23 protein-coding genes are annotated in these 26,951 nt (G+C 70.8%); 16 read left to right on the top strand and 7 right to left on the bottom strand.

Translation table 11 applies throughout. The annotated features are described in order from the left end of the window. Positions 1-7: 7 nt before the first annotated feature. The 9 genes from ACZ4M3_RS10605 (at position 8) to ACZ4M3_RS10565 (ending at position 9,756) form a co-directional block, all read left to right on the top strand. Complete coding sequence (locus tag ACZ4M3_RS10605; RefSeq protein ID WP_467731210.1) at positions 8-799, top strand: hypothetical protein; 792 nt, start codon at positions 8-10, stop codon at positions 797-799. Between the two features lie 109 nt (positions 800-908). Continuing rightward, complete coding sequence (locus tag ACZ4M3_RS10600; RefSeq protein WP_467731209.1) at positions 909-1,637, top strand: YcnI family copper-binding membrane protein; 729 nt, start codon at positions 909-911, stop codon at positions 1,635-1,637. Between the two features lie 67 nt (positions 1,638-1,704). Continuing rightward, the gene (locus tag ACZ4M3_RS10595) at positions 1,705-2,358 is read left to right on the top strand and encodes an SCO family protein (RefSeq protein ID WP_467731208.1); all 654 of its coding nucleotides are present in this window, start codon (positions 1,705-1,707) and stop codon (positions 2,356-2,358) included. Further along, positions 2,355-2,840: a copper chaperone PCu(A)C gene (locus ACZ4M3_RS10590; RefSeq protein WP_467731207.1), complete on the top strand. Its 486-nt coding sequence runs from the start codon at positions 2,355-2,357 to the stop codon at positions 2,838-2,840. The genes ACZ4M3_RS10595 and ACZ4M3_RS10590 overlap by 4 nt, the downstream gene beginning before the upstream one ends. Before the next feature lie 22 nt (positions 2,841-2,862). Further along, entirely contained in the window at positions 2,863-4,896 is a 2,034-nt protein-coding gene (locus tag ACZ4M3_RS10585; RefSeq protein ID WP_467731206.1) for a copper resistance CopC/CopD family protein, read from the top strand. Between the two features lie 5 nt (positions 4,897-4,901). Beyond that, the gene (gene efeB, locus ACZ4M3_RS10580; protein WP_467731205.1) at positions 4,902-6,188 is read left to right on the top strand and encodes an iron uptake transporter deferrochelatase/peroxidase subunit; all 1,287 of its coding nucleotides are present in this window, start codon (positions 4,902-4,904) and stop codon (positions 6,186-6,188) included. Between the two features lie 42 nt (positions 6,189-6,230). Further along, entirely contained in the window at positions 6,231-7,166 is a 936-nt protein-coding gene (pheA, locus tag ACZ4M3_RS10575) for a prephenate dehydratase (protein ID WP_467731204.1), read from the top strand. A 503-nt stretch (positions 7,167-7,669) separates the two neighbouring features. Beyond that, complete coding sequence (gene serS, locus ACZ4M3_RS10570; protein ID WP_467731203.1) at positions 7,670-8,947, top strand: serine--tRNA ligase; 1,278 nt, start codon at positions 7,670-7,672, stop codon at positions 8,945-8,947. Beyond that, the gene (locus ACZ4M3_RS10565) at positions 8,944-9,756 is read left to right on the top strand and encodes an HAD family hydrolase (protein WP_453408669.1); all 813 of its coding nucleotides are present in this window, start codon (positions 8,944-8,946) and stop codon (positions 9,754-9,756) included. Before serS ends, ACZ4M3_RS10565 begins: the two co-directional genes overlap by 4 nt. 150 nt (positions 9,757-9,906) lie before the next feature. Here ACZ4M3_RS10565 and ACZ4M3_RS10560 read toward each other — a convergent pair whose 3' ends face one another. From ACZ4M3_RS10560 to ACZ4M3_RS10540, 5 genes are all read right to left on the bottom strand, one after another. Further along, the gene (locus ACZ4M3_RS10560) at positions 9,907-10,572 is read right to left on the bottom strand and encodes a rhomboid-like protein (protein ID WP_467731202.1); all 666 of its coding nucleotides are present in this window, start codon (positions 10,570-10,572) and stop codon (positions 9,907-9,909) included. Between the two features lie 83 nt (positions 10,573-10,655). After that, positions 10,656-11,375, bottom strand: a complete 720-nt coding sequence (locus tag ACZ4M3_RS10555) for an ABC transporter permease (protein WP_467731201.1) — start codon at positions 11,373-11,375, stop codon at positions 10,656-10,658. 13 nt (positions 11,376-11,388) lie between these two features. Further along, complete coding sequence (locus ACZ4M3_RS10550; protein ID WP_467731200.1) at positions 11,389-12,300, bottom strand: ABC transporter ATP-binding protein; 912 nt, start codon at positions 12,298-12,300, stop codon at positions 11,389-11,391. Then, positions 12,297-13,184, bottom strand: coding sequence for an ABC transporter permease subunit (locus ACZ4M3_RS10545; protein ID WP_467731199.1), 888 nt, complete (start codon positions 13,182-13,184; stop codon positions 12,297-12,299). Before ACZ4M3_RS10545 ends, ACZ4M3_RS10550 begins: the two co-directional genes overlap by 4 nt. After that, complete coding sequence (locus ACZ4M3_RS10540) at positions 13,174-14,160, bottom strand: ABC transporter ATP-binding protein (RefSeq protein ID WP_467731198.1); 987 nt, start codon at positions 14,158-14,160, stop codon at positions 13,174-13,176. Before ACZ4M3_RS10540 ends, ACZ4M3_RS10545 begins: the two co-directional genes overlap by 11 nt. Before the next feature lie 248 nt (positions 14,161-14,408). Between ACZ4M3_RS10540 and ACZ4M3_RS10535 the strand changes: the two genes are divergently transcribed. The 3 genes from ACZ4M3_RS10535 to ACZ4M3_RS10525 all read left to right on the top strand — a co-directional run bounded on the left by ACZ4M3_RS10535 (position 14,409) and on the right by ACZ4M3_RS10525 (position 18,181). After that, positions 14,409-15,302, top strand: coding sequence for a M24 family metallopeptidase (locus ACZ4M3_RS10535; protein WP_467731197.1), 894 nt, complete (start codon positions 14,409-14,411; stop codon positions 15,300-15,302). Beyond that, complete coding sequence (locus tag ACZ4M3_RS10530; RefSeq protein ID WP_467731196.1) at positions 15,299-17,080, top strand: SDR family oxidoreductase; 1,782 nt, start codon at positions 15,299-15,301, stop codon at positions 17,078-17,080. Before ACZ4M3_RS10535 ends, ACZ4M3_RS10530 begins: the two co-directional genes overlap by 4 nt. A 183-nt stretch (positions 17,081-17,263) precedes the next feature. After that, positions 17,264-18,181: a MerR family transcriptional regulator gene (locus ACZ4M3_RS10525; RefSeq protein WP_467731195.1), complete on the top strand. Its 918-nt coding sequence runs from the start codon at positions 17,264-17,266 to the stop codon at positions 18,179-18,181. Positions 18,182-18,285: 104 nt separating this feature from the next. Here the strand turns inward: ACZ4M3_RS10525 and ACZ4M3_RS10520 are convergent, their stop codons facing one another. Continuing rightward, positions 18,286-19,164: an aquaporin gene (locus tag ACZ4M3_RS10520; protein ID WP_467731194.1), complete on the bottom strand. Its 879-nt coding sequence runs from the start codon at positions 19,162-19,164 to the stop codon at positions 18,286-18,288. A 132-nt stretch (positions 19,165-19,296) separates the two neighbouring features. Between ACZ4M3_RS10520 and ACZ4M3_RS10515 the strand changes: the two genes are divergently transcribed. The 3 genes from ACZ4M3_RS10515 (at position 19,297) to ACZ4M3_RS10505 (ending at position 24,906) form a co-directional block, all read left to right on the top strand. After that, positions 19,297-19,836: an RNA 2'-phosphotransferase gene (locus ACZ4M3_RS10515; protein ID WP_467731193.1), complete on the top strand. Its 540-nt coding sequence runs from the start codon at positions 19,297-19,299 to the stop codon at positions 19,834-19,836. A 163-nt stretch (positions 19,837-19,999) separates the two neighbouring features. Beyond that, the gene (locus tag ACZ4M3_RS10510; RefSeq protein ID WP_467731192.1) at positions 20,000-21,871 is read left to right on the top strand and encodes an HSP90 family protein; all 1,872 of its coding nucleotides are present in this window, start codon (positions 20,000-20,002) and stop codon (positions 21,869-21,871) included. Further along, complete coding sequence (locus ACZ4M3_RS10505; RefSeq protein WP_467731191.1) at positions 21,868-24,906, top strand: tetratricopeptide repeat protein; 3,039 nt, start codon at positions 21,868-21,870, stop codon at positions 24,904-24,906. The genes ACZ4M3_RS10510 and ACZ4M3_RS10505 overlap by 4 nt, the downstream gene beginning before the upstream one ends. 86 nt (positions 24,907-24,992) lie before the next feature. On the opposite strand, the gene ACZ4M3_RS10500 is transcribed toward ACZ4M3_RS10505, so the two are convergent. After that, complete coding sequence (locus ACZ4M3_RS10500) at positions 24,993-25,898, bottom strand: LLM class flavin-dependent oxidoreductase (RefSeq protein WP_467731190.1); 906 nt, start codon at positions 25,896-25,898, stop codon at positions 24,993-24,995. A gap of 155 nt (positions 25,899-26,053) precedes the next feature. Between ACZ4M3_RS10500 and ACZ4M3_RS10495 the strand changes: the two genes are divergently transcribed. Then, the gene (locus tag ACZ4M3_RS10495; protein WP_467731189.1) at positions 26,054-26,944 is read left to right on the top strand and encodes a Cof-type HAD-IIB family hydrolase; all 891 of its coding nucleotides are present in this window, start codon (positions 26,054-26,056) and stop codon (positions 26,942-26,944) included. Positions 26,945-26,951 lie beyond the last annotated feature (7 nt).

The following is a 26,951-nucleotide window of genomic DNA, read 5'->3' as shown; positions in this document are numbered from 1 at the left end:
CCCGGCCATGACTGCCCCCCACACGACGCATGCCGGAGCAGGCCTCCGGACGATACGGGCCGCGGTGTTCACCGCGGTCTGCGTCGTGTTGTCCGCGGTCGGGCACGCCTTGGCGTCCTGCGCCACCGTGCCGTGGTGGGCCCTCGGCCTCGGCTTCCTCACCCTCTTCGCGGTCACCGCGCCGCTGGCGGGGCGTCGGCGTTCGCTGCCCGGCATCGCCGCCTCGCTCGCAGCCGGCCAGCTGGCCCTGCACACGGTGTTCGGCCTCGGTCAGCACGGTGCCGCGGCGCCGGTCGACACCGCCTCCTCGGACTCCTCGATCGCCGCGCTCGCCGCGCAGCTGATCTGCGGGGGCAACTCCGTACCGCCGAGTCCGGAAGATGCCCGGCTGATCCTGGAGACCGCCGGGCTGGACCCCGCCGTCATGGCCGCGCAAGGACACATGGCCCACGCGCACATGGCCCACGCCCCGCAGACCGGCCTGTTCAGCCCCGCCATGCTGATCGGTCACCTGTTGGCCGCGCTCGCCGGCGGCTGGCTGCTCGGGCGCGGCGACGCCGCGCTGTTCCGGCTCCTCGCGCTGTCCCGGCTGTCCACCGAGGCGGATCCGGTACGTCCGCTGCGTACGGCCCTGACGCTGGTACGAGCCCTCGTGTCCGGCCTGCCCGGCGCGCCGGAGCGTGCGGTGCGGGCGCCCAGGGGCGAGGCGTCGGCCGAAGTCTCCACCGGCCGTGGAGCGCTCCAGCACACGGTGATCAGGCGCGGGCCGCCGACGGCGGCGCTCACCCTCGCAGCCTGACGCGGCACCTCCACTACCCGGGACGTCACGGGAGCACCGGTGCCGTGAACCCCGCGCGCGCCCGCACGCGGAGCCATGTCACCCCTGTTACCCGTGGAGTGTTCCTGCCATGAAGACCTCTCGTGTCTCCTTCGCCGCCGCCCTCGCCGCCGGCGCCGTCCTCGTCCTCTCCGGTCCCGCCTTCGCCCACGTCGGCGTCCAGCCGGGCGAAGCCGCCAAGGGCGGCTACGCGGTGATCAACTTCAAGGTCCCGAACGAGCGGGACAACGCGTCGACCACGCAGCTGGAGGTCAACTTCCCGATCGACCAGCCGCTCACCTCCGTCATGCCGCAGGACATCCCCGGCTGGACCGTGAGCGTCGAGAAGAGCAAGCTCGACAAGCCGCTGACCGTGCACGGCAAGCAGGTCAACGAGGCCGTCACCAAGGTGACCTGGAGCGGCGGCAAGATCGAGCCCGGCAAGTTCCAGCAGTTCCCCGTCTCCATCGGCAAGCTGCCCGACAACGCCGACCAGATGGTCTTCAAGGCGATCCAGACCTACGACAACAACGAGGTCGTGCGCTGGATCGAAGAGACCAAGGCGGGAGCTCCGGAGCCGCAGAACCCGGCGCCCGTCCTGAAGCTGACCGCGGCTGCGGCGGGCGACGACGACCACCACGACGACGCCGCCGCCGCCGCCGCGAAGAAGACCGACGACGCCAAGGGCCACGAGGACGGCCACGCTGAGGCCGCCACGAGCGGCTCCGACACGACCGCGCGCGCCCTCGGCATCGCCGGCATCGTGCTGGGCCTCGGTGGCGTCGCCTTCGGCATCGCCTCGCGTCGCCGCGCCTCCTGACCGACGGGCCCCGCGGGCTCTGTCATTGAGAGACCATCCGAAACCCCGATCCCAGGGATCCCACCCCATGCGCACCACACGTGTGACGGTCGCCGCGTTCGTCGCGGCGGCCGCGCTCGCCCTCACCGCCTGCGGCGGTGAGCCGGCCAAGTCCAGCGGTTCGGTCACCCAGATCACCGGCACGAACAAGGCCGGATCGGCGACCGTCCTGGACCGCCCCTTCGACAAGCCGGACCTCGTCCTCACGGACACCACCGGCAAGCCGTGGAACCTGCGCGAGCAGACCAAGGGCCGTCCGACGCTCATCTACTTCGGCTACACCAACTGCCCCGACGTGTGCCCCCTGACCATGAGCAACATCGCGGTCGCCAGGAAGGCACTGCCCAAGGCGGACCAGGAAAAGCTCCAGGTCGTCTTCGTCACCACCGACCCGGAACGGGACACCCCCGAATCCCTCGGCACGTGGCTCAAGGCCCAGGACCCGTCCTTCATCGGGCTGACCGGGGACTTCGCCACCATCCAGACCGCGGCGCGGTCACTCGGCATCGGTATCGAGGCCGCCAAGAAGGAGGCCGACGGCAGCGTCGTCTCCATGCACGGCGCCCAGGTCATCGCGTTCTCGCCCAAGACCGACGAGGGGTACCTCCTCTACGGCGAGAGCACCACCGTCGATGACTACACCAAGGACCTGCCGAAGATCGTCAAGGGGGAGAACCCGTGAACGCCCGCACCACCCGCACCATCGCCGCCGCGCTCTCCCTGACCGCAGCGCTCGCGATATCCGGCTGCTCCTCCGAGTCGGAGGGCAAGACCCAGGACGCCACTCCGAAGCTGACGGTCGGCGGCGCTTTCATGCCCGAGCCCGTCGACGACAAGATGGCCGGCGCCTTCATGGTCATCACCAACGACTCGAAGACGCCCGACAAGCTCACCGGCATGACCAGCCCGCTCTCGGACGATCTGCAGATCCACGAGACCAAGGACCAGAAGATGCGGCAGGTCTCCTCGCTGGACGTGCCCGCGAACGGCCGCCTCAGCCTGGAGCGCGGAGGCAGCCACGTCATGTTCATGGGGCTCAAGAGCAAGCCGAAGGTCGGCGACAAGGTCAAGGTCGAGCTCAAGTTCGAGAAGGCCGACCCGGTCACGATCGAGCTGGACGTGAAGGACCGTACGTACACCGGGCAGAGCTCCAACGCCCACTGACGGACCGAGGAACTGACACGCCATGACGGCCACCGCCCCCACCCCGGCCCGCGCTCACGCCACGGCACTCCTGCCGCGGTTCGCGCTGGTCCTCGCAGCCCTGCTGGCAACCCTGTTCACCGCGGCCGGTCCGGCCGCGGCACACGCCGCACTCACCGCGAGCGACCCGAAGGACGGGGCGGTGGTCGCCACGGTGCCCGCCCAGGTCACCCTCTCCTTCTCGGAGCAGGTCGCCATGGGTGACGACTCCATCCGCGTGATGGACCCGCAGGGCAAGCGGGTCGACACCGGCGAACTGCGCGACATGTGCAGCGGCTCCACCGTCCGCTACGGCACCGCCCTGCACTCCGGTCTGCCCAACGGCACCTACACGGTCGCCTGGCAGGCCGTCTCCGCCGACAGCCATCCGGTCTCCGGCGCCTTCACCTTCTCCGTCGGCGCCCCGTCGGCCACTCAGGTCGCCCTCCCCACCCAGAAGGCGGGCGGCGGACCCGTCGGCACCGCGTACGGAATCGCCCGGTACGCCGCCTACATCGGTTTCACCGTCCTCGTCGGCGGCGCCGCCTTCATCCTGCTGTGCTGGCGGCGGGGCTCTGCCGAGCGGCCATTGCAGAAGCTGGTCCTGCGCGGCTGGGTGCTGCTGACCGCATCCACCCTGGCCATGCTGGTGCTCCGCAGCCCGTACACCGGATCGGGCAAGTTCACCGACGCCTTCGACCTCGACGGACTCAAGGCCGTCCTCGATACCAAGGCCGGCGCCTCGCTCGTGTCGAGGCTGCTGCTCCTGGGGGCAGCAGCGCTCTTCGTGGCCGTGCTCTTCGGCGCCTACGCGCGCCGGCAGCAGGGCGCCGGACCGGAGGCGGGGGGCACCGAGGCGCATGCCACCGCCGGAGCAGCCGGGGCCGACGACACGGTGGACGCCCGCAAGGACACGAGCGACCTCGCCTTCGGGCTCGGTGTCGGCGGGGCTGTCGTGGCCGGCGGTATCGCCGCCACCTGGGCCCTGTCCGAGCACGCCTCCACGGGTCTCCAGCCCGGCATCGCCATGCCGGTCGACATCCTGCACCTGCTCGCGGTCGCCACCTGGCTCGGCGGCCTGACCGCGCTGCTCGTCGCCCTGTACAAGGTCCCCGGCATCGAGCGCGAGGCCGTCCGGCGCTTCTCCAAGGTTGCGTTCATCAGCGTCCTGGTGCTGGTCGTCACCGGCGTCTACCAGTCCTGGCGGCAGCTGGGCAGCTGGTCCGCCCTGACCGGCACGAGTTACGGGCAGCTCCTGCTGATCAAGGTCGCCCTCGTCGGCGTCCTCGTCGGCATCGCCTACTTCTCCCGGTCCTGGACCGCACGGCTCTCCGCCAGTTCTGCGGAGCCGGTCCAGGTGGCTGTTTCACGTGAAACATCAGAGCGCGAAACGTCGAAGGGCGTGATCTCGCAGCGCGTGACGTCGCCGGAGGAGCCGGCGCTGGTGACGGTGCCGGCTGACCCCCGGCGTGCCGCTCAGCTGGCCCGGCAGCGTGCCGCCAAGGACAACGCCCGCTCCAAGCAGGTGCGGGACGCAGACCCGGCGCGGGCGGGCCTGCGCCGCTCGGTCCTGGCGGAGGCCGCGGTCGCGGTCGCACTGCTGGCCGTGACCACGGTGCTGACCAGTACCGAGCCGGGGCGCACCGCCGAACTGGAGACCGGGCGCGGCTCGGCGGCGACCACCGCCGTCCCGAACCGGCCGGTCAAGATCACCCTGCCCTTCGACACGGGCGGCCCCCAGGGCAAGGGCACCGTCCGGCTGGAGCTCGCTCCGGGGCGGGTCGGCGCCAACGGCCTCCACGTGTGGGCCGAAACCCCCGAGGGACAGCCCCTTGACCTCCCCGAGGTCAAGGTCTCCTTCACACTCCCGGCCAAGGAGATCGGTCCGCTGCCGGTCCTCCCGGAGCACGCGGCTCCCGGACACTGGAGCGCGGACGGCGTACAGCTGCCGCTCGCGGGCGAATGGCGCATCGACGTCACCGTACGGACCTCCGACATCGACCAGACGACCGTCCAGAAGAACGTGAAGATCGGCTGACCAGCGTGACCGAGAGCACCGAGAGCAACCCCGACATCGAGATCTCGCGGCGCCGTCTGCTGGGCACGGTGGGCGCCGCGGGCGCCGCCGGCCTGGCCCTCGGCGCCACCGGCGGCGCCCTGCTGAACTCCGCGCTCGCCGAAGCCCCGGAAGCCACGGCGAAGGGCAGCGGCGGAACCCTCGCCTCCCTCGGCGCCACCCAGGTCGCGTTCCACGGAGACCACCAGGCCGGCATCACCACCCCGCTCCAGGCCAAGGGGCACGTCCTGGCCCTCGACCTCGCGCCCGGCGCCGGACGTACGGAAGCTGCCGCCCTGATGCGCCGCTGGTCCGAGACCGCGCGGCGGCTGATGGCCGGGGAGACCGCCCCCACCGCCGACACCGGGATCGCCCTTGATGCCGGGCCCTCGTCCCTGACCGTCACCTTCGGGTTCGGGCACTCCTTCTTCGAGCGCACCGGACTCGTCTCGCGCCGCCCGGCCGCCCTCGATCCGCTGCCGGACTTCTCCTCCGACCGGCTCGACCTCCAGCGCAGCAACGGTGACCTCTGGATCCAGATCGGAGCCGACGACGGGCTCGTCGCCTTCCACGCCCTGCGGGCCCTGCAGAAGGACGCCGGGGAAGCCGCCCGGGTCCGATGGCAGATGAACGGCTTCAACCGGTCCCCCGGAGCCACCGGCGCCCCGATGACCGCCCGGAACCTGATGGGCCAAGTGGACGGCACCGCCAACCCGAAGCCGGCGGACCCCGACTTCGACAAGCGGATCTTCGTGTCGGCCGCGGGCCCCGGCCCTGCCGAGCACTCCTGGATGGCGGGAGGTTCGTACGCCGTCGTACGCCGCATCCGGATGCTGCTCGACGAGTGGGACAAGCAGTCCACCACCCAGCAGGAGCAGGTCATCGGCCGTACGAAGGCGACGGGCGCCCCCCTGAGCGGCGGAAGCGAGACCACGAAGATGGATCTTGCCAAGCTGGGCGCCGACGGCAAGCCGGTGATCCCGTCGAACGCGCACGCACGGATCTCGGCCCCCGAACAGAACGGCGGGGCCGCCATGCTCCGGCGGCCCTTCTCCTTCCACGACGGCATCGCCCCCGACGGCTCCCCCGATGCCGGGCTGCTGTTCATCTGCTGGCAGGCCGATCCGCTGCGCGGCTTCGTACCCGTCCAGCGCAAGCTCGACCGGGGTGATGCCCTGTCCGAGTTCATCCGGCACGAGTCCAGTGGGCTGTACGCGGTCCCGCCCGGGCCGCGGCCCGGGGAGTACGTCGGGCAGCGGCTGCTCGAAGGGTGAACATCCCGCCGGGCGCGGCCGCCCCGGCATTAGGCTGATCGCATGTCGGCCACTCGCTTCACCTATCTCGGTCCCGAGGGCACCTTCACCGAAGCCGCCCTGCGTACGCTTCCGGAAGCCGCCACCCGGGAGCTCGTCCCGATGGTGTCGGTCCCGGCCGCTCTGGACGCCGTACGCAACGGCGAAGCGGCCGCCGCGCTGGTGCCGATCGAGAACTCGGTGGAGGGCGGGGTGACCGCCACCCTGGACGAGCTGGCATCAGGCGAACCGCTGATGATCTACCGCGAGGTCCTGCTGCCGATCGCGTTCGCGCTGCTCGTGCGGCCCGGCACCAAGCTGTCGGACGTCAAGACCGTCACCGGCCACCCGGTGGCGCAGCCGCAGGTCCGCAACTGGCTGCGTGCGCACCTGCCCGATGCGGTCTGGGAGTCGGCCGCCTCGAACGCCGACGGCGCGCGGCTGGTCCAGGAAGGCCGCTTCGACGCGGCCTTCGCCGGTGAGTTCGCCGCCGCCACGTACGGGCTGGTGCCGCTCGTCACCGAGATCCATGACGCGGAGAACGCCGAGACCCGCTTCGTGCTCGTCGGCCGCCCCGCCCGGCCGGCCGCCCCGACGGGTGCCGACAAGACCTCGGTCGTGCTGTGGCTCGGGGACGACCACCCTGGTGCGCTGCTGGAGCTCCTCCAGGAATTCGCCGTTCGCGGTGTCAACCTCATGCTGATCCAGTCCCGGCCGACCGGCGCGGGCATCGGCAACTACTGTTTCGCGGTCGACGCCGAGGGCCACATCTCCGACCGTCGGGTCAGCGAGGCGCTGATGGGTCTCAAGCGCACCTGTCCCCAGGTCCGTTTCCTCGGTTCCTACCCGCGGGCCGGCGTTGCCGTGAGTGAGGTACGGGACGCGCGGCCGGGTACCTCGGACAGCGACTTCACCGACGCCTCCGACTGGTTGGCGCGCTGTCTCGACGGCCGGCCGTAGCTTTCCTCCACTGTCCACAGAGTTATCCACAGGTCGAGATGCGGGCCTGGGGACAAGTCGACAGGGCGGCGCGACAAGGTCGACATATCGGCCGGGGCTCTCAGGTTTCCCGCAAGGGAGCGCAGGGTGAACGGCGTCACCCGCGCATCGCCGATCAACTCTTTGGAGCGAGGCATTCCCACCCGAATGAGTGTGTGAGGGCGGTTTGAGCCCTGATTTCCAGGGGGCATCCACCGGTCGCTAATGATCTATTTCCGTGTCCACAGATCCGGCGCACAGCCTGTGGATAAGAGGGCCCTGTGGTGAATTCCTGTGGACAAGGAGCACCCTCTGCCCTGCTCAGGGCCTGGCCCATGTCTGAGCTTGCGGTCACTTTTCCCGGAAAACCTGGTGCTTTTGCCGGCGGAAGGGCGGCACTTCTACATTCGCCTCAATTGGGACATAGCGCCACGCAACGTGTTATCGATGTGATCCCCGGAACCCCAGCCCGGTAGCCTGGAGGGGTGATTGACCTCCGGCTGCTCCGTGAAGACCCTGACCGTGTCCGCGCCTCGCAGCGCGCCCGTGGAGAGGACGTCGGCCTCGTCGACGCGCTGCTCTCCGCCGACGAGCGCCGCAGGTCCTCCGGCATGCGCTTCGACGAACTGCGCAATGAGCAGAAGTCGCTCGGCAAGCTGATCCCCAAGGCCTCTCCGGAGGAGCGGGCGGAGCTGCTGAAGAAGGCCGAACAGCTCAAGGCGGACGTCAAGGCGGCCGAGGCCGAGCAGAACGAGGCGGACGAGGCGGCCAAGCAGCTCCTCCTCCAGCTCGGCAACATCGTCCACAGCGATGTGCCGGTCGGCGGCGAAGAGGACTTCACCGTCCTGGAAACGCACGGCACGATCCGCGATTTCGCAGCTGAGGGCTTCGAGCCCAAGGACCACCTCGAACTCGGCGAGTCCCTCGGCGCCATCGACGTCGAGCGCGGCGCCAAGGTGTCGGGCTCCCGCTTCTACTACCTCACCGGCGTCGGCGCCCTGCTGGAGCTGGCCCTGGTCAACGCGGCGATCGCCCAGGCCACCGAGGCCGGCTTCATCCCGATGCTGACGCCCGCGCTGGTCCGCCCGCGCGCCATGGAGGGCACCGGCTTCCTCGGCCAGGCCGCGGAGAACGTCTACCACCTGGAGAAGGACGACTACTACCTGGTCGGCACCTCCGAGGTACCGCTCGCCGCGTACCACATGGACGAGATCATCGATGCGGACAAGCTCCCGCTGCGCTACGCCGGCTTCTCGCCGTGCTTCCGCCGCGAGGCCGGGACGTACGGCAAGGACACCCGCGGCATCTTCCGCGTCCACCAGTTCGACAAGGTCGAGATGTTCTCCTACGTCGCACCGGAGGAGGCCGAGGCCGAGCACAAGCGGCTCCTGGAATGGGAGAAGCAGTGGCTGACCAGCCTGGAGCTCCCCTTCCAGGTGATCGACGTCGCCACCGGTGACCTGGGCGCCTCCGCGTCCCGCAAGTTCGACTGCGAGGCGTGGATCCCGACCCAGGGCAAGTACCGCGAGCTGACCTCCGCCTCGAACTGCGACGGATTCCAGGCGCGCCGCCTGTCGATCCGTTACCGCGACGGCAAGAAGACCCAGCCCCTGTCCACGCTCAACGGCACCCTGTGTGCGGTCCCGCGCACGATCGTGGCCATCCTGGAGAACCACCAGCTGGCCGACGGTTCGGTGCGGGTGCCCCCGGTGCTCCGCCCCTACCTGGGCGGTCGTGAAGTCCTGGAGCCGATCACCAAGTGAGCCCGGTCCCGTTCCCGTACAAGCTCGTCGCGACGGACCTCGACGGCACTCTGCTCCGTAGTGACGACACCGTCTCGGAACGCACCCGTGAAGCGCTCGCCGCGGTGACCGCGGCGGGCGCGGCGCACATCATCGTCACCGGCCGGGCCGTGCCCTGGACCCGGAGCGTCCTGGACGATCTCGGCTACCAGGGGATCGCCGTGTGCGGGCAGGGCGCTCAGGTCTATGACGCCGGCGCGCACCGCCTGCTGACCTCGGTGACCCTGGACCGGCAACTGGCGGGACTGGCACTTTCCAAGATCGAAGCCGAGGTGGGCCCGCTGGCGCTCGCGGCCAGCCGGGACGGAGTGGACGGCGAAGTTCTGTTCGGGCCGGGTTACCAGGTACAAGAGGGCCTGCCGGCGCTCTACCTGGAGGACACCTCCGCCGTGTGGAGCGCGCCGCTGAACAAGCTGTACATCCAGCACCCCGGAATGGACGACGACACGCTCGTCAAGACGGCCCGGGAGATCGTGGGCAGCCTGGTGGACGTGGTGATGGCCGGGCCCGGGATAGTCGAAATCCTGCCCCTGGGGCTGACGAAGGCCACCGGCCTCTCGTTGGCCGCACGCCGGCTGGGTGTGAAGGCGGCGGAGACCATTGCTTTCGGTGACATGCCCAACGACATCCCGATGTTCGCGTGGGCGGCGCACGGCGTGGCGATGGCCAACGCCCATCCTGAGCTGAAGGCCGTGGCCGACGAGGTCACGACGTCCCACCAGGAGGACGGGATCGCCGTAGTCCTGGAACGTCTGCTGGGCGCCGCCTGACGGCGGTCCCGCGAAGCCGGGAAGGTCCGGAACGGCCCGCGCCGTCAGGCGCGCTCGAAGTGGCCGTTCCGGACCTTTTGTTACTCCCCGCACGCCTCACTCTGCCGCGCACCCATGCCGCGTACCAGCGAATTTCGGTACGGCTCGGGGTCATGTTTCACGTGAAACACGTATGAGGGACTGCTGCGCGGTTCCGTGCGGATGCCGGGTCAGCGGCCAGGCGAGAAGGCCGACGGCAAGCGAGATCGCGTGCCCTAGGTCGGTGAAGGTGCCGCCCGTGATGAGCGGGACCCCGAAAAAGGCGACCGTTCCGACGAGGTAGAGCCATCTCCAAGGGCCGGGCAGCCGGTACGTGAGGACCCCGGCGGCGGCCGCGAGCCCGTAACTCACCCCGATGTCGACGACATGGACCATGCTGCGGGGTGCCCGGTGGTCCTGGATGGCCATGAGGACCACCCGCTGGCTGATCAGGGTGGCGGTGATGTGAGCGGTCGCCACGATCACCAGCCAGCGCAGCGTGCCCAGCCAGCGCTCGACGGAGGCGTGGAAGACCTCGAAGAGCACGGCGTACTGGGCCAGCGAGGCCGGGTTCTCGATCCAGAAGGCGCTGGAAACCAGGGCCCGTACCGGGTGCCGGGTGAGCTCGTGGATGTTGCTGCTGTTGCGGTGCAGCAGGACGTGCTCCAGGCGGTCGGGTGCGATCACGACGATGACGCTGGTGATGGCGATGATCAGCAGCCAGATGTGCGTACCGGGTGCGGAGCGTATCCAGGACCACAAGGGTCTGGACGGCTCGGCCTCGGGGCGGGGCGTCATGTCCCGATGATGCCCGGCGCGCCTGTGCCCCGCCTGGCCGGTGGGCCGGGCGGGGCACAAGAGGGCCGGAGTCGGGCCTGAGGTTACTCCTCGCCGGCCAAGGTCAGCCTGCGCAGCTTCTGACCCGCGTAAACGGTGGCCCCCACGGTGACCACGGTGAGCAGGACGGCGGCCGTCGGCAGGGCCACGGTGGCGTCCACGTACCCCTCTCCGGCGATCTTCTCCGCCAGGGACAGGGCCCACTGCTGCACGCTCAGCGTCTTCGCACCGGAGACCAGGCTGCCGAAGAGCGACTCCCAGATCAGGGCGTAGACCAGGCCGAAGACGACCGCGTGCCGGCTGACGGTGCCCAGGAGCAGGAACAGGGCACTGTAGGCGATCGAGGCCACCAGGGCGGCAACGGTGTAGGCGACGGCGATCTGCTGGCCGTTGCCGTTGAGGATGAAGCCGGCGATCAGCGTGGGGATCGCGGAGAACGCCATGGTGACGGCGATCGCGACGGTCAGCTTGGTCATGATGATCGTCGGTCGCTTCACCGGCTTGGAGAGCAGATAGACGATCGAGCCGTCGTCGATCTCGGGGCCGATGGCACCGGTTCCGGCGATGACGCCGATCAGCGGGACCATCGTCGCGAGGGCGAAGCCGCCGAGCAGATCGGCCGCCACCTTGTCGTCCACGCCGGTGAGGGCGCGGACGGCGACGGAGATGAGGATCAGCAGGGCGGGCAGCGCGAAAAGGATCAACGCGCGCCGCCGGCCGAGCAGAGCACGGTAGGTGAGCCGGGCAACAGTGGGGTTGTACATCTAAGCCAGCTCCTCAGGCCGTGACGAGGTAGGAGAAGACCGACTCGAGGGACTCGTCGGAGGGAGAGACCGTCAGCAGCCGGATGCCGTGCGCACGGGCGACCCGCGGCAGCAGTTCGGTGAAACGGCCGAAGTCGACGGCCTGGATGCGCAGGGCGCCTTCCTTGAGGTCGACCTCGATACCGGCGGTGGAGGGATCGGCGATGAGCGCGGCTGCGAGCGCCCGGTCGTCGGAGGAGCGGACGAGGTAGCGGTGCGGGCGGTCCGTCATCAGGCGCCGGATCTTGCGGAAGTCCCCGGAGGCGGCGTGCCGGCCGGCGACGACCACCTCGATGTGCGAGGCGAGCTGTTCGACTTCCTCAAGGATGTGGGAGGAGAACAGCACGGTGCGGCCTTCGTCGCCCATGCGCCGCAGCAGTTCCATCAGCTGCATGCGCTGACGCGGGTCCATGCCGTTGAACGGCTCGTCGAGGAGCAGTACGGACGGCTCGTGGACGAGGGCGGAGGCCATCTTCACGCGCTGGCGCATGCCCTTGGAGTACGTGGAGATCTTGCGGTCCTGGGCGTACTCCATCTCGACCGTGGCGAGCGCCCGCTGGGCGGCCGCGTCGTCGAGCCCGTGGAGTTCGGCGTTGGCGACGACGAACTCGCGACCGGTCAGGAAGTCGTACATGGCTTCGCGTTCGGGCACCACACCGACCTGCTTGTAGACCTGCTCGTTGCGCCAGATCGGAGTGCCGTCGAGGGTGACGCTGCCCGTGGAGGGCGCGAGGAAGCCGCCCATCATGTTGATGAGGGTGGACTTCCCGGCGCCGTTGGGGCCGAGAAGTCCGGTGACGCCCGGGCCGATCCGCATGGTCACGTCGTTGACGGCGACGACGTTCCCGAACCAGCGGGAGGTGTGGTCGATGTCGATGATGGTCACAGCCCGGCCTTCCGGTAGCGGGCCATCAGAGCGGCGTAGGAGCCGGCGATGAGGGCGAGGATGACGAGGAGGTAGACGGTGCCGACGCCGGCGGTGGGGCCCTCGCCGCCGGGGAAGGCGGAGGTCGCGTCGAGGAAGGCCGTCTGGAAGCCGCCGATGAGGGTGATCGGGGAGAACAGGCCCATCCACTCGATGGCGCCCGCGGAGCCGGTGTTGTAGGCGATGCCCTGTACGGCGGTCACCGCACCGTAGGGGATCAGGAGCACGGCGATGATCGCGGCGACACCGAACCCGCGGCGCGGGGTCAGCGCGGCCATGACCAGCCCCACACCGGCGAACAGCAGCGACAGCAGAAGTACGGACACCAGTCCCTGCCCGAATCCCTTGGTCTGGTCCCCGAAGTCGAACTTCGCCAGCAGCGAGCCGACGTACATGATCACCAACGGGGTGGCGGTGAGGATGAACAGCGCCGAGGCCATGGCGGCGTACTTGGCCACGACGTAGTCGACGCGCTCGATGGGCCGCGAGAAGTAGAGCGGCACCGTTTTGAAGCGCAGGTCCCGGGAGACCGACTGCGGCGCCTGGGAGGCGAGGTAGAGGCCGATCACCACCTGCGTGGTCAGGGCGTACGTCGTGTACTTGACCGGAAGATCGGTGGAGCCGGGCACCGCGATGGCGACGGCGACGATGATCAGCGCGGGTACGCACATCACCGCGAAGAGGATCATCGGCAGCACTTTGGACTTGGCCGACCGGCCGAGCCCGTAGGCGCCGCGCAGGGACTGCGAGAACAGCGACTTGCGGGCGTAGGCGCGGCCGAGCCGGGGGCCGTCGTAGGACCGGTAACCGATGTTGTGGATCTGGGTCGAGGTGTCAGGCGCCATCGGAACCGGCTCCCTTCCGCTGGTCGGTGGCCTGCTGGCCGTTGTCGCGGAAGACCTCCGCGATGTGGTGGCGGCGCTGCTCCATGCGGACCAGGCCGATACCGAGGTCGGCGACGGTGTCGCGGACCTGGTCGTACGTCTCCTCGCCCGTCGCCTCCACGAGCAGGATGTGGCCCGCTCCCGGCAGGCCCTGTTCGTCGGCCGCGTGCAGGGTGAGGCCCGCCTCGCTGAGCGCCTTGCGCAGGGCGGCGCTGCCGTCCGGGTGGGCGTCGGAATCCGTGACTTCGACCGCCAGCGTCGTGGTGCTCTGCGTGAAGTCGCTGGTGGAGCTGGAGCGCAGCAGCTTGCCCCCGTCGACCACCACGACGTGGTCGCAGGTCCGCTCCAGTTCCCCGAGGAGGTGGGAGGTGACGAGGACGGAGATGCCGAAGTCGGTGTGGATGCGGCGGATCAGGCCGAGCATCTCGTCGCGGCCGACCGGGTCGAGGCCGTTGGTGGGCTCGTCCAGGAGGACCAGCTGGGGGTCGTGGACGAGCGCTTGGGCGAGCTTGACCCGCTGCTTCATGCCCGTGGAGTAACCGCCGATGGGGCGGTAGCGCTCCTCGTAGAGGCCCACGTGGCGCAGGGTGTCGGCGGTCCGCTCGCGTGCGGCGGTGGGCGGCAGCCCGGACATACGCGCCATGTGCACCACGAACTCGGTGGCCGAGACGTCGGGTGGGAGGCAGTCGTGTTCGGGCATGTAGCCGACGCGTTCGCGGATGGCGCTGCCGTGCGTGGCGACGTCCAGTCCGAGTACGGCGGCGCGGCCCTCCGTGGCGGGGGACAGTCCCAGCAGAATCTTGATCAGCGTGGACTTGCCGGCTCCGTTGGCACCAACCAGGCCGGTAACGCCGGGCCCGATGTCCAGGGAGAGCCGGTCGAGAGCGGTCACTCGGGGGTACCGCTTGCTCAGGCTTTCGGTCGCGATGACAGTCACGGCTTCGACGTTAGTGGCGCGGGGCGGCTCGATCGTCAGACCTGGAGCGGGATCCCGTCTCCGCCTTGAGGACTACGGCCCCTGACAGAAGGCTTACGCGGGCAAGGCCTCGGCTCCGCAGGGCACCGCCGCGGCCGGCGAACTTTATCCACAGGCCCATGCACGGCCCTTGACGTGACCGCCGGTCATTGTCACATTCATCAGTGTCAGGTTACGGGCGCGTACGGCTATACGGACGGACGGCTGGCATGACTGGGGACACCACGCAACGCACGAGGCAGGGCACCACGCTCGCCGCACCCTCGTCGCTCACCGGGCGCTCCGCCGAACTGCGCGGGTTCCGGGAGGTGCAGCGCCTCGCCTACGAGTGCGCCGAGGCGGTGGCGGCGCAGCTGCGCGCCGGGGTGACCGAGCGCGAGGCGGCGCGCATGCAGCGCGACTGGCTGCGCGAGCGCGGGGTGCGGGACTGGTTCCACCTGCCGTTCGCCTGGTTCGGGGACCGCACCGCCTTCGTCAACTTCAAGATCCCCCTCCAGTTCTTCCCGACGAACCGGAAGCTGGAGCCGGGGATGCCGTTCATCCTCGACATGGCCCCGGTCTACGAGGGATACGCGGCCGACATCGGCTACTCGGGCAGCCTCGGGCTCAACCCCGTCCAGGACCGGCTGATGTCCGATCTCCGGCCGCACCGCGAGCTGATCCTGGAGCAGGTGCGCGAGCGCCGCCCGCTGCGCGAGATCTACGAGAACGTGGAACGGCTCATGACCCGCCAGGGGTACGCCAACCGGCACCGCGCCTATCCCTTCGGCGTGATCGCGCACAAGGTGGGCCGGGTCAAGGAGCGGCGCTGGTCGCCCACCGCCTTCGGGTTCGGCACCCAGTCGCTCAAGGGCCTGGCGAGCGACGCCCTGCACGGACACCGCGAGGGCTGGTCGCCGCTGTGGAGCCCGTACCACTTCTCCGACCACCCACCGCAGCCCGGGCTGTGGGCGGTGGAGCCGCATCTGGGCTTCCGGGGCACCGGCGCCAAATTCGAGGAGATCCTGGTCGTCACCGACTCCCGGGACCCCGAGGAGAGCGCCTTCTGGCTGGACGACGATCTGCCGCACGTGCGGCGCTGGGCAGAGGAGAAAGCGGCATGATCGGTATGGGCGGAGCGGATTCGGCGGGCGCGCGCGAGCGGCGGGTGCGCACCGGCGGCATCGACCTGTGCGTCGTGGAACTCGGCGAGACGGACCGGCCGACCGTGGTCCTCGTGCACGGCTATCCGGACAGCAAGGAGGTCTGGTCGCAGGTCGCCGAACGGCTGGCCACCCGCTTCCACGTGGTCCTGTACGACGTACGGGGCCACGGGCACTCGTCGGCTCCGGTTCCGCTGCGCGGCGGCTTCACCCTGGAGAAGCTGACGGACGACTTCCTGGCTGTGGCGGACGCGGTCAGTCCGGACCGGCCGGTACACCTGGTGGGGCACGACTGGGGCTCGGTCCAGGGCTGGGAGTTCGCGACGGTCGCCCGTACGGAGGGCCGGATCGCCTCCTTCACCTCCATGTCGGGGCCGTCCCTCGACCACTTCGGGCATTGGATCAAGAAGCGGATGGCGCGTCCCACCCCGCGCCGGGCCGCCCAACTGCTCAACCAGGGCCGCAAGTCCTGGTACGTGTACATGCTGCTCACTCCGGCACTGCCGGAGCTCGCCTGGCGCGGGCCCCTCGGCAAGCGGTGGCCCGGAATGTTGCAGCGCGCCGAGGAGGTCCCGGCCGGCGACTACCCGACCGCCTCACTGCCCTCGGACGCGGCACACGGGGCCTGGCTCTACCGCGACAACGTACGGCCGCGTCTGCGCCGCCCGCGCGCCGACGCGTACGCGCACGTACCGGTCCAGCTGATCGTCCCGACCGGGGACGCGTTCCTCTCCGAACGGCTCTATGACGAGCTGGAACTGTGGGCTCCGGATCTCGTACGCCGGTCGCTGCCCGCGAGGCACTGGGTGCCCCAGACCCGGCCGGACCAGGTGGCCGCCTGGATCGGCGAATTCGTCGACGCGACGGAGGAGCCCGCGACGCGAGCACCGGAGCGGAAGGCCCCGGGGAAGTACGCCGACCGGTTCGGCGGCCAGTTGGTGCTGGTCACCGGCGCTGCCAGCGGTATCGGTCGGGCCACCGCCTTCGCGTTCGCCGAGGCCGGGGCGCGGGTGGTGTGCGTGGACCGGGACGGCGAGGGGGCGGTGCGCACCGCCGAGATGGCCCGCCTGGTCGGCGCTCCACAGGCCTGGGGCGAGTGCGTCGACGTCAGCGACGAGCAGGCGATGGAGAAGTTCGCGGAGAAGGCCGCCGCCGAGTACGGAGTCGTGGACGTCCTGGTCAACAACGCCGGGATCGGGCTCTCGGGCCCCTTCCTCGAAACGACCTCGGAGGACTGGAAGAAGGTCCTCGACGTCAACCTGTGGGGCGTCATCCACGGCTGCCGGATCTTCGGGAAGCAGATGGCCGACCGGGGCCAGGGCGGTCACATCGTCAACACCGCCTCCGCCGCCGCCTACCTGCCGTCCAAGACCCTGCCCGCCTACAGCACTTCGAAGGCGGCGGTGCTGATGCTGAGCGAGTGCCTGCGCGCCGAGCTGGCGTCGAAGTCGATCGGTGTCTCGGCGATCTGTCCGGGCATCGTCAACACCAACATCACCGCCACCTCGCGGTTCGCCGGAGTGGACGCGGCCGAGGAGAAGCGCCGCCAGCAGCGTTCGTCCCGGCTGTACGGACTGCGCAACTTCCCGCCGGAGAAGGTCGCCGAGGCCATCCTGCTCGCCGTGGTCAAGAACCAGGCCGTGGTACCGGTGACCCCGGAGTCCAAGGGCGCGCTGTGGATGTCCCGCTTCGCGCCGCGCACCCTGCGGCGGATCGCGAAGCTGGAGCCCAGGCTGTGAGCCGGACCGGCCCCCGTGGCCGGAGTCGGCCCGGCACGGCCATACCCGGCTACCTGCGGCGGTCGTACCATCCCTCGCAGGAGGGCTCGCCGCGCACGGCGGTCGAGCACCTGGCGGCTTCACCTGCCGCGCGGGCCGCTACGGGCGCGGCCGGCCGAGCCGCCATGTCGTAGGGAGCCGGGATTGTCCGATCAGGCGCTGGCCGAGTACCGGATCGAGGATCTGGCGCACCACAGCGGGGCGACGGTGCGCACGATCCGCGCCTACCAGGACCGCGGACTGCTGCCGAAGCCGGAGCGGCGCGGCCGGTCCAACGTCTACCGGGAGACCCATCTGGCGCGGCTGCGTCAGATCGCGGATCTGCTGGACCGCGGCTACACCCTGGCCTCCATCAAGGAGTTGCTGGAGGCTTGGGACGCGGGGCGCGGACTGGGCGGCGTACTGGGTCTGGTCGCCGAGGTGCACGGGCCGTGGACCGACGAGGAGGCGGCGCGGATCAGCCGGGCCGAGCTCAACGAGCGGTTCGGGGGTAGGCCCGACGACGACGCGGTGGGGGAAGCGTGCGAGCTGGGGGTGCTGGAGCGGATCCCGGGGCGGCCCGACGAGTTCCTCGTCCCTTCCCCGCAGGAGCTGGCGGTGGCCGCCGAGCTGTACGCGGCCGGAGTGCCGCTGCCGGCGATCACCGGGCACTTGCGGGAGCTGCGCGGTCAGGTGGAGCACATCGCCTCACGGTTCCTGGAGTTCACCACCGAGCACGTTTTCGCCCGCTACCTGGGGCCCGTCCCGCCCACGGACGCGGACGCCGCCGAGGCGGCGACGATGGTGCGCAGGCTGCGACCGCTGGCGCAGCAGACGGTGGACGCCGAGCTCGCGCGCGCGATGCGGCTGTTCGCGACCCGGCACCTGCAGCGGCACCTGGGCGCCGCGGGAACAGCCCAGGCATCGGGACCCTCGGCGGTGCCGCTGCCGGCCGAAACGGTGCGGGCGGTGCAGGAGCTGGTGGGTCCCGAACACGTGGCGGAGTTCGTCCGGGCCGCCACGGAGCGGGAGCTCCAGGCTCGCACGATGAACGAGCTGGCCAGCCGGGGCAGCGGCCGGTAGTGCTCGACCAGTAGTCCACAGGGCGAATCACGCTCTTGGCGCCAAAACCTGCCGAACCGGTTGTGGACAACCCGGCCTTCCCTGTGGGCAACAGGGCCGGAGTCTCACATCGCGAACGATTCCGGGGCGTTCGGGCGGGGGATATCGGCCATCAGCGTGGCCGGTTCGGCGGTACGCGACGGATCGGGGCCGGCTGCTGGGAGGTGCGGGGCGGCATGGGGAAGGAGTGGGCCGCCCGCTGGCGGGAGGTGGGGGACGGCTTCCGGGAGCGCCGCTTTGGCACCTGTGCGCCGGGTTCCGCGCTCGGCGCCGTAGAGCAGTCCGGCGAGCGCGAGTCCGAGCGCCCCTCCGAGCAGCTGGGCTCCGACGAACCCGGGCAGCGACTGCGGCGCGATCCCGGTGAACGAGTCGCTGAAGGCGCGCCCGACGGTGCCGGCCGGGTTGGCGAAAGATCCAGAAGAGGTGAACCAGATCGCTGCGGCGATGTAGGCGGCCACCGCCGCCGGTATCAGCCGCGGGCGACCGATGCGGCCGAGACCTTGGATGACCAGGACCAGTCCGGCGGTGGCGACGATCTCACCGATCAGGAGGTGGCTGCCGCCCCGCACCTGGGTGGCGAAGGTACCCGGAACACGACCGAACATGACCTCGGCGAGGACGGCGCCGCCGATGGCACCGGCCGTCTGTGCCACGGCGTAGACGAAGACGTCCCGGCCGCCCACCCCGTCGCCACCGGACCGCCGTGCCCACCAGGAGGTCAGGGTGACCACCGGATTGAGGTGGGCGCCGGACAGCGGGCCGAACAGGGTGATGATCAGGCCGAGGCCGATGGCGGAGGCGAGCGAGTTGGCGATGAGTGCGACACCGGTGTCACGGCTGAGCGCCGTGGCCTGAATCCCGGAGCCGATCACCACCACGAGCAGCGCGGCGGTGCCGATGAGTTCGGCGGCGGCACGGCGCGGCAGTGAAGCATCGATTGTCATGGTTCCTCCCCTTGGGAAGCAGTCAATCGGAAAATGTATTCCGTATCTTGGAAACACGATAGGGGTGGCGGCGCTCAACGGACCGGCGGAAAAGCGCTGCTCCTACCGGCCGGCAGGCGGCACCCTGGGACGATGGACGACAGACGCACCGTGAAGGTGTCCAAATACGTCTCGAAACACCTGCGGCATCAGCCGGAACGGATCGGACTGGCGCTCGATCCGCAGGGCTGGGTGGAGATCGACGATCTGCTCCGCGCCGCGGCGGCCCACGGATTCCCGGTCAGCCGGGCCGAGCTCGACCACGTCGTCGCCGCGAACGACAAACAGCGCTTCGCCGTCGAGGGGACCAGGATCAGGGCCAATCAGGGCCACACCATCGCCGTGGACCTCGGACTTCCGGAGGCCGAACCGCCCGCATACCTCTACCACGGCACCGTGGCCACCGCCCTGGACGCGATCCGCTCCGAGGGCCTGCGGCCGATGGCCCGCCACCACGTACACCTCTCCGCGGACCGGGAGACCGCGACCCGGGTGGGCGCCCGGCGCGGACGACCGGTCGTGCTCGCCGTGGACGCCGCCGCGATGCGCGCGGCCGGGCACGTCTTCCGGATCAGCGCCAACGGGGTCTGGCTGGTCGACGCGGTGCCCCCACGGTTCCTGCGCTTCCAGTAGCCGGTAGCCAGTAGCTGTCCGCGGCAGCCGACTGCCTACAGCCGCGGAATTCACGCGGAGATTGTCAGATCATCCCCCTACCCTGTTCCTCAATTCCGGGATCGGTGAGGGGGGCACCTCGCGATCGCCGAACCACCCACGCGACCCCACGAGGTGACGCCGCATGACGTCCGCAACCCCACAGGAATCGACGGCCCCGCCGCCCGGGCCGGCCACCAACAGCTTCCAGGTCGACCTGCGCGGGCTGGTGGACCTCCTCTCCCACCACCTCTACTCCAGCCCGCGCGTCTACGTGCGCGAGCTCATGCAGAACGCCGTGGACGCCATCACCGCACGCCACGCCATCGAACCGGCCGCGGAGGCGCGCATCCGGCTGTGGGCGTCGGACGCGGCGGTGGGCATCTCGGACAACGGCATCGGGCTGACCGCCGCCGAGGCCCACTCCCTGCTCGCCACGATCGGCAGGAGCTCCAAGCGCGGCGGCGAACACGGCCTGGAGACGGCGCGCAAAGAGTTCCTCGGGCAGTTCGGCATCGGCCTGCTCGCCTGCTTCGTGGTGGCCACCGAGATCCGCGTCATCACCCGGTCCGCCCGCGACCTCACCGCACGCCCCGTCGAGTGGCTCGCCACGGACGACGGCTCGTACACCGTCCGCGAGCTGGACCACGAAGCCATGCCCGAGCCCGGTACCACCGTCGTGCTGCGGGCCCGGCACGGCGCCGAGGAATGGGTGGTCCCGGCCAAGGTCGAACAGCTCGCCCGTGACTACGGCTCCCTGCTGCCCTACGACATCACCTTCCAGGCGGCGCCCGACGACGAGCCACGGTCCGTCACCGACCGGCCGGCCGTGTGGGACCGTCCCCATCCCACCCCCGCGGCCCGCCGCGTCGCGCTGGCGGCCCACTGCGCACAGGTCTTCGGATTCACCCCGCTCGACAGCATCGACCTCGACCTGCCCGTCGCCGGGGTGCGCGGCGTCGCGTACGTCCTGCCCGAACCGACCAGCCCCGCGCACCGGTCCGGCCACCGCGTCCACCTCAAGGGCATGCTGCTCACCGACCAGGCGAGCAACCTGCTCCCCGACTGGGCGTTCTTCGTCCGCGTCGTCCTGGACACCGACACACTGCGTCCCACCGCCTCACGCGAGAACCTGTACGACGACGAGACCCTGGCCGCCGTCCGGGAAGCGCTGGGCTCCCGCATCCGGGCCTGGCTCGCCGAGCTGGCCGCCGGCGAACCCGAGCGGCTGGCCGCGTTCCTGAGCGTCCACCACCTCGGGGTGAAGTCCCTGGCCCGGCACGACGCCGAACTGCTCGGCCTGATGCTGCCGTGGCTGCCGTTCGAGACCAGCGACGGCTCGATGAGCCTGGAGGAGTTCGCGGCTGCGCACCGCGACATCCACTTCACGCGCACGGTCGAGGAGTTCCGCCAGATCGCCCCGATCGCGGCGGCCCACGGTCTCGGCGTCATCAACGCCGGCTACACGTACGACGCCGACCTGCTGGCACTGCTGCCCGCCGTACGGCCCGAGCTCAAGGTGACCGAGCTGGACGCCGGAGCCGTCACCGAGCGCCTCGACCCCGTTCCGACTGCTGTCGAACTCGCCCTCGCCACCTTCCTCTCCACCGCGCGCACCCGGCTCGAACCGCAGGGCTGCGACGTGGTGCTGCGTGCCTTCCAGCCCGTCGCCGTCCCGGCGCTCTATCTGGACGACCGCCAGGCCCGCCAGGAGCGCGACCGCAGCGCGGCCCTGGACAGCGCCGATTCCCTGTGGACCGGGATCCTCGGCGCCCTGCGCGGCTCCGCGCCACGTGCCCGCCTGGTCCTGAACCACAACAATCCACTGATCCGTCGGATCGCCGGCCTTCCCGACGAGACGCTCACCGGCACCGCCGTCGAGTCCCTGTACGGGCAGGCGCTCCTGATGTCCCAGCGGCCGCTGCGCCCCGCCGACTCGGCCCTGCTCAACCGGGCGTTCCTTGGCCTCCTGGAATGGGCCACCCACTCCCACGACGCCCAGGAGGGCCAGAAGTGACGACGCTGACCCGCGAGGAAATCGCGCACGGCCTGGCGGAGAACCGCCGCTCACCCGGTGGCGCCGCCCGCAACGCACACGCCGAGGCACTGGCCGCAGCGGCCGAGGTGAGCGGGGACACGGACCTGTTCCGGGAGGCGCTGGACAACCTCATCAACGCCTACCTGTACAGCGCCGAGTCCCCCAAGCTGCTGATCCCCTTCGCCCGGCTGCTCCAGGAGTACGACAAGGACCCCGGTTCGTTCTCGGAGAGCGCCACCCACTCGCTCTTCTGGCAGTTCAAGTGGGTGGCCACGGCCATCGGCAACTCTCCCGACATTCCCTTGGAGTCCGCGGCCGGCTGGCTGGACGACATGGAGCGCCGCTACCGGATCGCGGGCTACAGCGAGCGGCCGGTACGCGAGGCCGAGATGTGGCTCGCCGATGTGACCGGTGACGACGAGCGGGCCGAGCGCGCCTTCCGGGCCTGGCGCGGCGCCGAACGCGACCGGATGAGCGACTGCCACGCCTGCGAGGACAACAGCCAGGGGCAGTACGCGGCGCTGCGCGGTGACGACGCCCAAGCCCTGGACGTCTGGAAGCCCGTGCTGGAGGGGCAGCGCGTCTGCGCCGAGGAGCCCCACCGGGTCCTGGCCGCCTCCCTGCTGCCGCTGCTGCGCCTCGGCCGGTTGGATGAGGCCCGCTCCAACCACTTGCGCGGCTACCGCCTGGTCCGGGGCAACGAGAGCCTGCTGCCCTCGATCGGCAAGCACATCGAGTTCTGCGCATTGACCGGCAACGAGTCGCGGGGCCTGGAGATCCTCGCCGAACACGCCCCCCACATGAGCCCGCTCGCCAACGACCGCGACCAGCTGGTCTTCCACGGCGGTGTCCTCGTCCTGCTGCGACGGCTTGCGGAACTGGGCCACGGTGACAGCCCGGCCGTCCCCTACAACGGCGTACTGCACAGCGTCTCCGAACTGTACGAGGTGCTCCTCACCGGCTCGCTCGACAGCGCCCGGCGCTTCGATTCACGCAACGGCACGACCCGGATCTCCGACCGGTTCCTCGCCCGGATCGGGCAGGAGCCACTGGCCGGGGCGGTTCCGCTGGGCGTGCGCAGCACTCCTCTGCCGTCCACGGCCGCTACCCACCCCGCACCCGTCGCCGCGTCGGCCGGGGCCCTGCGGGGTGACCTCACCGAGCTCGTCTGCCGGGCCCGGGCGGCGCGCGACCGGGGGCACCCGGCCGGCGACGCGCTCTGGGCCGAGCTGGCGGTACGGGTGGACGCGCACCCGGCGGACGAAGTGGACCCGCTGGTTTCGGCCGACGTCGCCGACCACCGGGCGCTCACGGCCGCGCGCGGCGGAGCCGACGACGCGCCGCAGCTGCTGACGGCCGTCCGGGACACGTACCGGGCCCTTGGGCAGGCGGAGCGGGCCGCGCTCGCGCAGCTGCGGCTGGCGACGGTGGCCGCGCAGTCGGAGGCCGAGCCCGCGGAGGTCCGCGGGCTGCTGGGCGCGGCTCTTCGGGCCGCCGAAGCACTCGACCCGGCGGACCCCGTGCGTACCCGCCGGATCGCGCTCGCGGAGCTGGCATCGATCCGCCTGGACTTCTACCTGCGCTCGGTCGAGGAGCCCGGCCGGGGCTCCGGGCACCGGCACGCATCCGGGGAGGACCACGGGCACGGTGAGCTGTCGGCAGAGCTGACGGCCTTCGTCGCCGCCTACGCGCAGACGGTCCCCGACGTGGTGGCGGAGGCGGAGGAGGTACTGGGCCGGATCGCTCTGTCGCAGGGCGACCCGGAACGTGCCCTGCCCCTGCTGGCCTCCGCAGCGACGCGGGGGACAGCTGCGGGCCGTCCGTGGATCGCCGTGGATCCGCTGGTCCTGCGGGCCGGTGTGCTGTCGTCACTCGGCCGGCCCGAGGAAGCCGAGGAGGCGGCGCGTTCCGCACAGGAGCACGCCGCGGAGGTGACCGACGCGGAGACCCAGGGCGTCGTACGGCTCACGCTCGCCGACATCCTGCTGCGCCGCGCGGAGGCACCGCAAGACGCCGCGCAAGGCGTAGAACACGACCCGGCGCAGGAGGCCGCCGACCTCGCGCTCACGGCGGCCCACTGGTTCGACCAGGCGGGTCTGAGCGCCGACGGCGGTGCCCAGGCCCGGCTGCTGCTCTCCCGCGCCTACGCCCGCACCGGCCGCACTGCCGAGGCGGCCGAGGTACTGCAGTCGGCGCTGCCGGAGCTGCTGGAGCACGGCGAGGGACAGGCCGTCGCCGCCCACGAGTTCCTGGGTGATCTCCTGCGCGAGCTGCGGGAGTGGCGCGCCTCGGCGGAGCAGTACTTGCAGGCGGCAGAGATCACCAAGGACTGGGAGGACCCGCTCCCGCAGGCGAACCTCGCCCAGGCGGCGGCCGACCAGCTCTCCAACGCGGACATGGTGCCCGAAGCGGTCGCCGCCTACGAGCGGGCCCTGCTGCTGCACCGGCGGGCCGGCCGCGCACCGGTCGCCGAGGTGCGCATCCTGCGCTCACTGGCCTGGCTCGGGCTGCGTCCCGGCGTGACCGAGGAAGCCGTGACGCTGGCGCGGACCCGGATGGACGAGGCCGCCGACGTGCTGGCCTCCGCGCTCGCCCACGATCCCCAGTCCCGGGAGCTGCGGTCCGAGCTCGCCCAGACCTGGCACCAGCTGGCGCAGGTGCTGGACCGGTGGGTGACCTCGCGGGAGGAGGCGGCCAGAGAAGCGGCCGGCCCCGGGGTAGCCCCGGGGCCCGGCGAGCTGGGAGCGGACGCGGCCGAGGCATTGCGGGGGGAGGAGATCCTGCTGTGGGAACGGGCGGCCGGTCTCTACGCCGAGCTCGGCCCCGCGCACATCCAGGACCGCCTCCAGTGCCTGAACAACGCCGCCTGGACCGAGCACGAGCTGGACCGCGCCCACGCGGGCGCCGCTCGGATCTCGGCCCTGATCGAGGAGGTGCGGGCCCTACCCGAGGGGGCCGTACCGGAGTGGGTGCTGCCGCAGGCTGAACGGATCGTGGCCGGCCTGCTGTCCTGACCTGTGGCCCCATCCGTCGGCCCCCGCCACTCACAACGGTGGCGGGGGCCGAGAGGGCGGTGGACGGCCGGGCGCGGCTCCCTCGCTCAGCCGTTCAGCTGGGCCGGCGCCTCGGTGGCGATCCGTTCGAAGACGGCCTCGTCGGCGGCGAAGTCGGAGTGCGGGATCGGCGCGTGGATGACCAGTTCGGTGAAGCCGAGCTCCTGGTGGCGGCCCGCGAAGTCCACGAACGCGTCGACGGATTCCAGTACGGCGCTGCCTTCCGGGGTGAAACCGGTGAGCAGGATCTTCTCCATCGACACGGGGTCCCGGCCGACGTCGGCGAACTCCTTGTCCAGCTTCTCCAACTGCTCTCGCATAGCCTCACGCGACTGCTCCGGCGTACCGTTCTTCTCCAGTTTCGGGTCACCGGTCGTGACCCAGGCCTGGCCGTGCCGGGCGGCGAGCTTCATGCCCCGCGGACCGGTCGCAGCGACCGCGAAGGGCAGGCGCGGCCGCTGCACGCAGCCCGGAACGTTGCGAGCTTCCTCGGCGGAGTAGAACGCGCCGTGGTGGGTGACGGCGCCCTCGGTGAGCAGCCGGTCGAGGAGCGGCACGAACTCGGCCAGCCGGTCGGCGCGCTCCCGCGGTGTCCAGGGTTCCTGGCCCAGCGCGGTCGCGTCGAAGCCGTTTCCGCCGGCTCCGATACCGAGGGTGATCCGGCCGCCGGAGATGTCGTCCAGCGACATGAGGTCCTTGGCGAGAGTCACGGGGTGCCGGAAATTCGGCGAGGTGACGAGCGTGCCGAGGCGCAGCCGGTCGGTGACGGCGGCGGCCGCGGTCAAAGTGGGGACCGCGCCGAACCACGGGCCGTCACGGAAGGTCCGCCAGGACAGGTGGTCGTAGGTGTAGGCGGTGTGGAACCCGAGCCGCTCGGCCCGTACCCACTGGTCACGGCCTCCCTCGTGCCAAGGACGTACCGGAAGGATCACAGTGCTCAGACGCAGACTCATGCGTTCGAGCGTACGGCGCCCCACGCGACAACCGCGCATCCCGACACCCACCAGCCCCGCAGGTGTTTCACGTGAAACATCGGGCGCGGTGGTGTTTCACGTGAAACACCACCGGCGACGCAGCGTGGCTGATCTTGGTCCGGCCGCCGGGCACCATGGGCGAAGATGGAGCGGTGACCTCGGCTCCCCAGCGCCCGGACGGGCCAATCTCCGCTCCCCGGCTCATCGCCACCGACCTCGACGGCACCCTGCTGCGCGACGACAAGACCGTGTCCTCCCGCACGGTCGCCGCGCTCGCCGCCGCCGAGCAGGCCGGTATCGAGGTCTTCTTCGTCACCGGCCGCCCGGCGCGCTGGATGGGCGTGGTCAGCGATCATGTCCACGGACACGGCCTGGCGATCTGCGCCAACGGCGCCGCCGTGGTCGACCTCCACGCCGACGGCGAGTTCGTCCAGGTGCGGCCCCTGCCCAGGGCCACCGCACTGACGGTCGTGGACACGCTACGGGCGGCCGCTCCCGGTACGTCGTTCGCCGTCGAACTGACCACCGGTATCAATTACGAGCCGACGTATCCGCCGTTCTTCCAGGACCCCGGTGCCGCGGTCGCCATCGCGGAGAAGCTGCTGAGCGAGGAGCTCGACGACAGCGCGCCCCCGGTGCTCAAGCTGCTCGCCCACCACTCCGACCTGGCGCCGGACGATTTCCTCGCTCTGGCTCGTTCCGCCGCGGGCGCGTACGCCTCCATCACGCGCTCCAGCCCGACGTCCCTCTTGGAGATCAGCGGGCTCGGCGTGTCCAAGGCGAGCACGCTGGCGCTGTGCTGTGCCGAGCGCGGCATTTCCCCCGCGGAGGTCGTCGCCTTCGGGGACATGCCGAACGACCTGGAGATGTTGACCTGGGCGGGCACCTCGTACGCGATGGGCAATGCCCACCCGGACGTACTCGCGAGCGCCTCGGACCATACGGTCGCCAACAACGAGGACGGGGTCGCCCTCGTGATCGAACGCATCCTGGCCGAAGGCGCCGCCCGCGGGCCGGGGCTGTGACCAGCAC

It is taken from the genome of Streptomyces sp. NPDC026522, assembly GCF_055567555.1.
This window is presented reverse-complemented; position numbering and strand designations above follow the sequence as displayed.

Excerpts from the sequence above, each read along its gene's own strand:
- ACZ4M3_RS10605 (WP_467731210.1), top strand. The coding sequence starts at position 8 with ATGACTGCCCCCCACACGACGCATGCCGGAGCAGGCCTCCGGACGATA.
- ACZ4M3_RS10600 (WP_467731209.1), top strand. The coding sequence starts at position 909 with ATGAAGACCTCTCGTGTCTCCTTCGCCGCCGCCCTCGCCGCCGGCGCC.
- ACZ4M3_RS10595 (WP_467731208.1), top strand. The coding sequence starts at position 1,705 with ATGCGCACCACACGTGTGACGGTCGCCGCGTTCGTCGCGGCGGCCGCG.
- ACZ4M3_RS10585 (WP_467731206.1), top strand. The coding sequence starts at position 2,863 with ATGACGGCCACCGCCCCCACCCCGGCCCGCGCTCACGCCACGGCACTC.
- pheA (WP_467731204.1), top strand. The coding sequence starts at position 6,231 with ATGTCGGCCACTCGCTTCACCTATCTCGGTCCCGAGGGCACCTTCACC.
- ACZ4M3_RS10560 (WP_467731202.1), bottom strand. The coding sequence starts at position 10,572 with ATGACGCCCCGCCCCGAGGCCGAGCCGTCCAGACCCTTGTGGTCCTGG.
- ACZ4M3_RS10555 (WP_467731201.1), bottom strand. The coding sequence starts at position 11,375 with ATGTACAACCCCACTGTTGCCCGGCTCACCTACCGTGCTCTGCTCGGC.
- ACZ4M3_RS10545 (WP_467731199.1), bottom strand. The coding sequence starts at position 13,184 with ATGGCGCCTGACACCTCGACCCAGATCCACAACATCGGTTACCGGTCC.
- ACZ4M3_RS10535 (WP_467731197.1), top strand. The coding sequence starts at position 14,409 with ATGACTGGGGACACCACGCAACGCACGAGGCAGGGCACCACGCTCGCC.
- ACZ4M3_RS10530 (WP_467731196.1), top strand. The coding sequence starts at position 15,299 with ATGATCGGTATGGGCGGAGCGGATTCGGCGGGCGCGCGCGAGCGGCGG.
- ACZ4M3_RS10520 (WP_467731194.1), bottom strand. The coding sequence starts at position 19,164 with ATGACAATCGATGCTTCACTGCCGCGCCGTGCCGCCGCCGAACTCATC.
- ACZ4M3_RS10515 (WP_467731193.1), top strand. The coding sequence starts at position 19,297 with ATGGACGACAGACGCACCGTGAAGGTGTCCAAATACGTCTCGAAACAC.
- ACZ4M3_RS10510 (WP_467731192.1), top strand. The coding sequence starts at position 20,000 with ATGACGTCCGCAACCCCACAGGAATCGACGGCCCCGCCGCCCGGGCCG.
- ACZ4M3_RS10500 (WP_467731190.1), bottom strand. The coding sequence starts at position 25,898 with ATGAGTCTGCGTCTGAGCACTGTGATCCTTCCGGTACGTCCTTGGCAC.
- ACZ4M3_RS10495 (WP_467731189.1), top strand. The coding sequence starts at position 26,054 with ATGGGCGAAGATGGAGCGGTGACCTCGGCTCCCCAGCGCCCGGACGGG.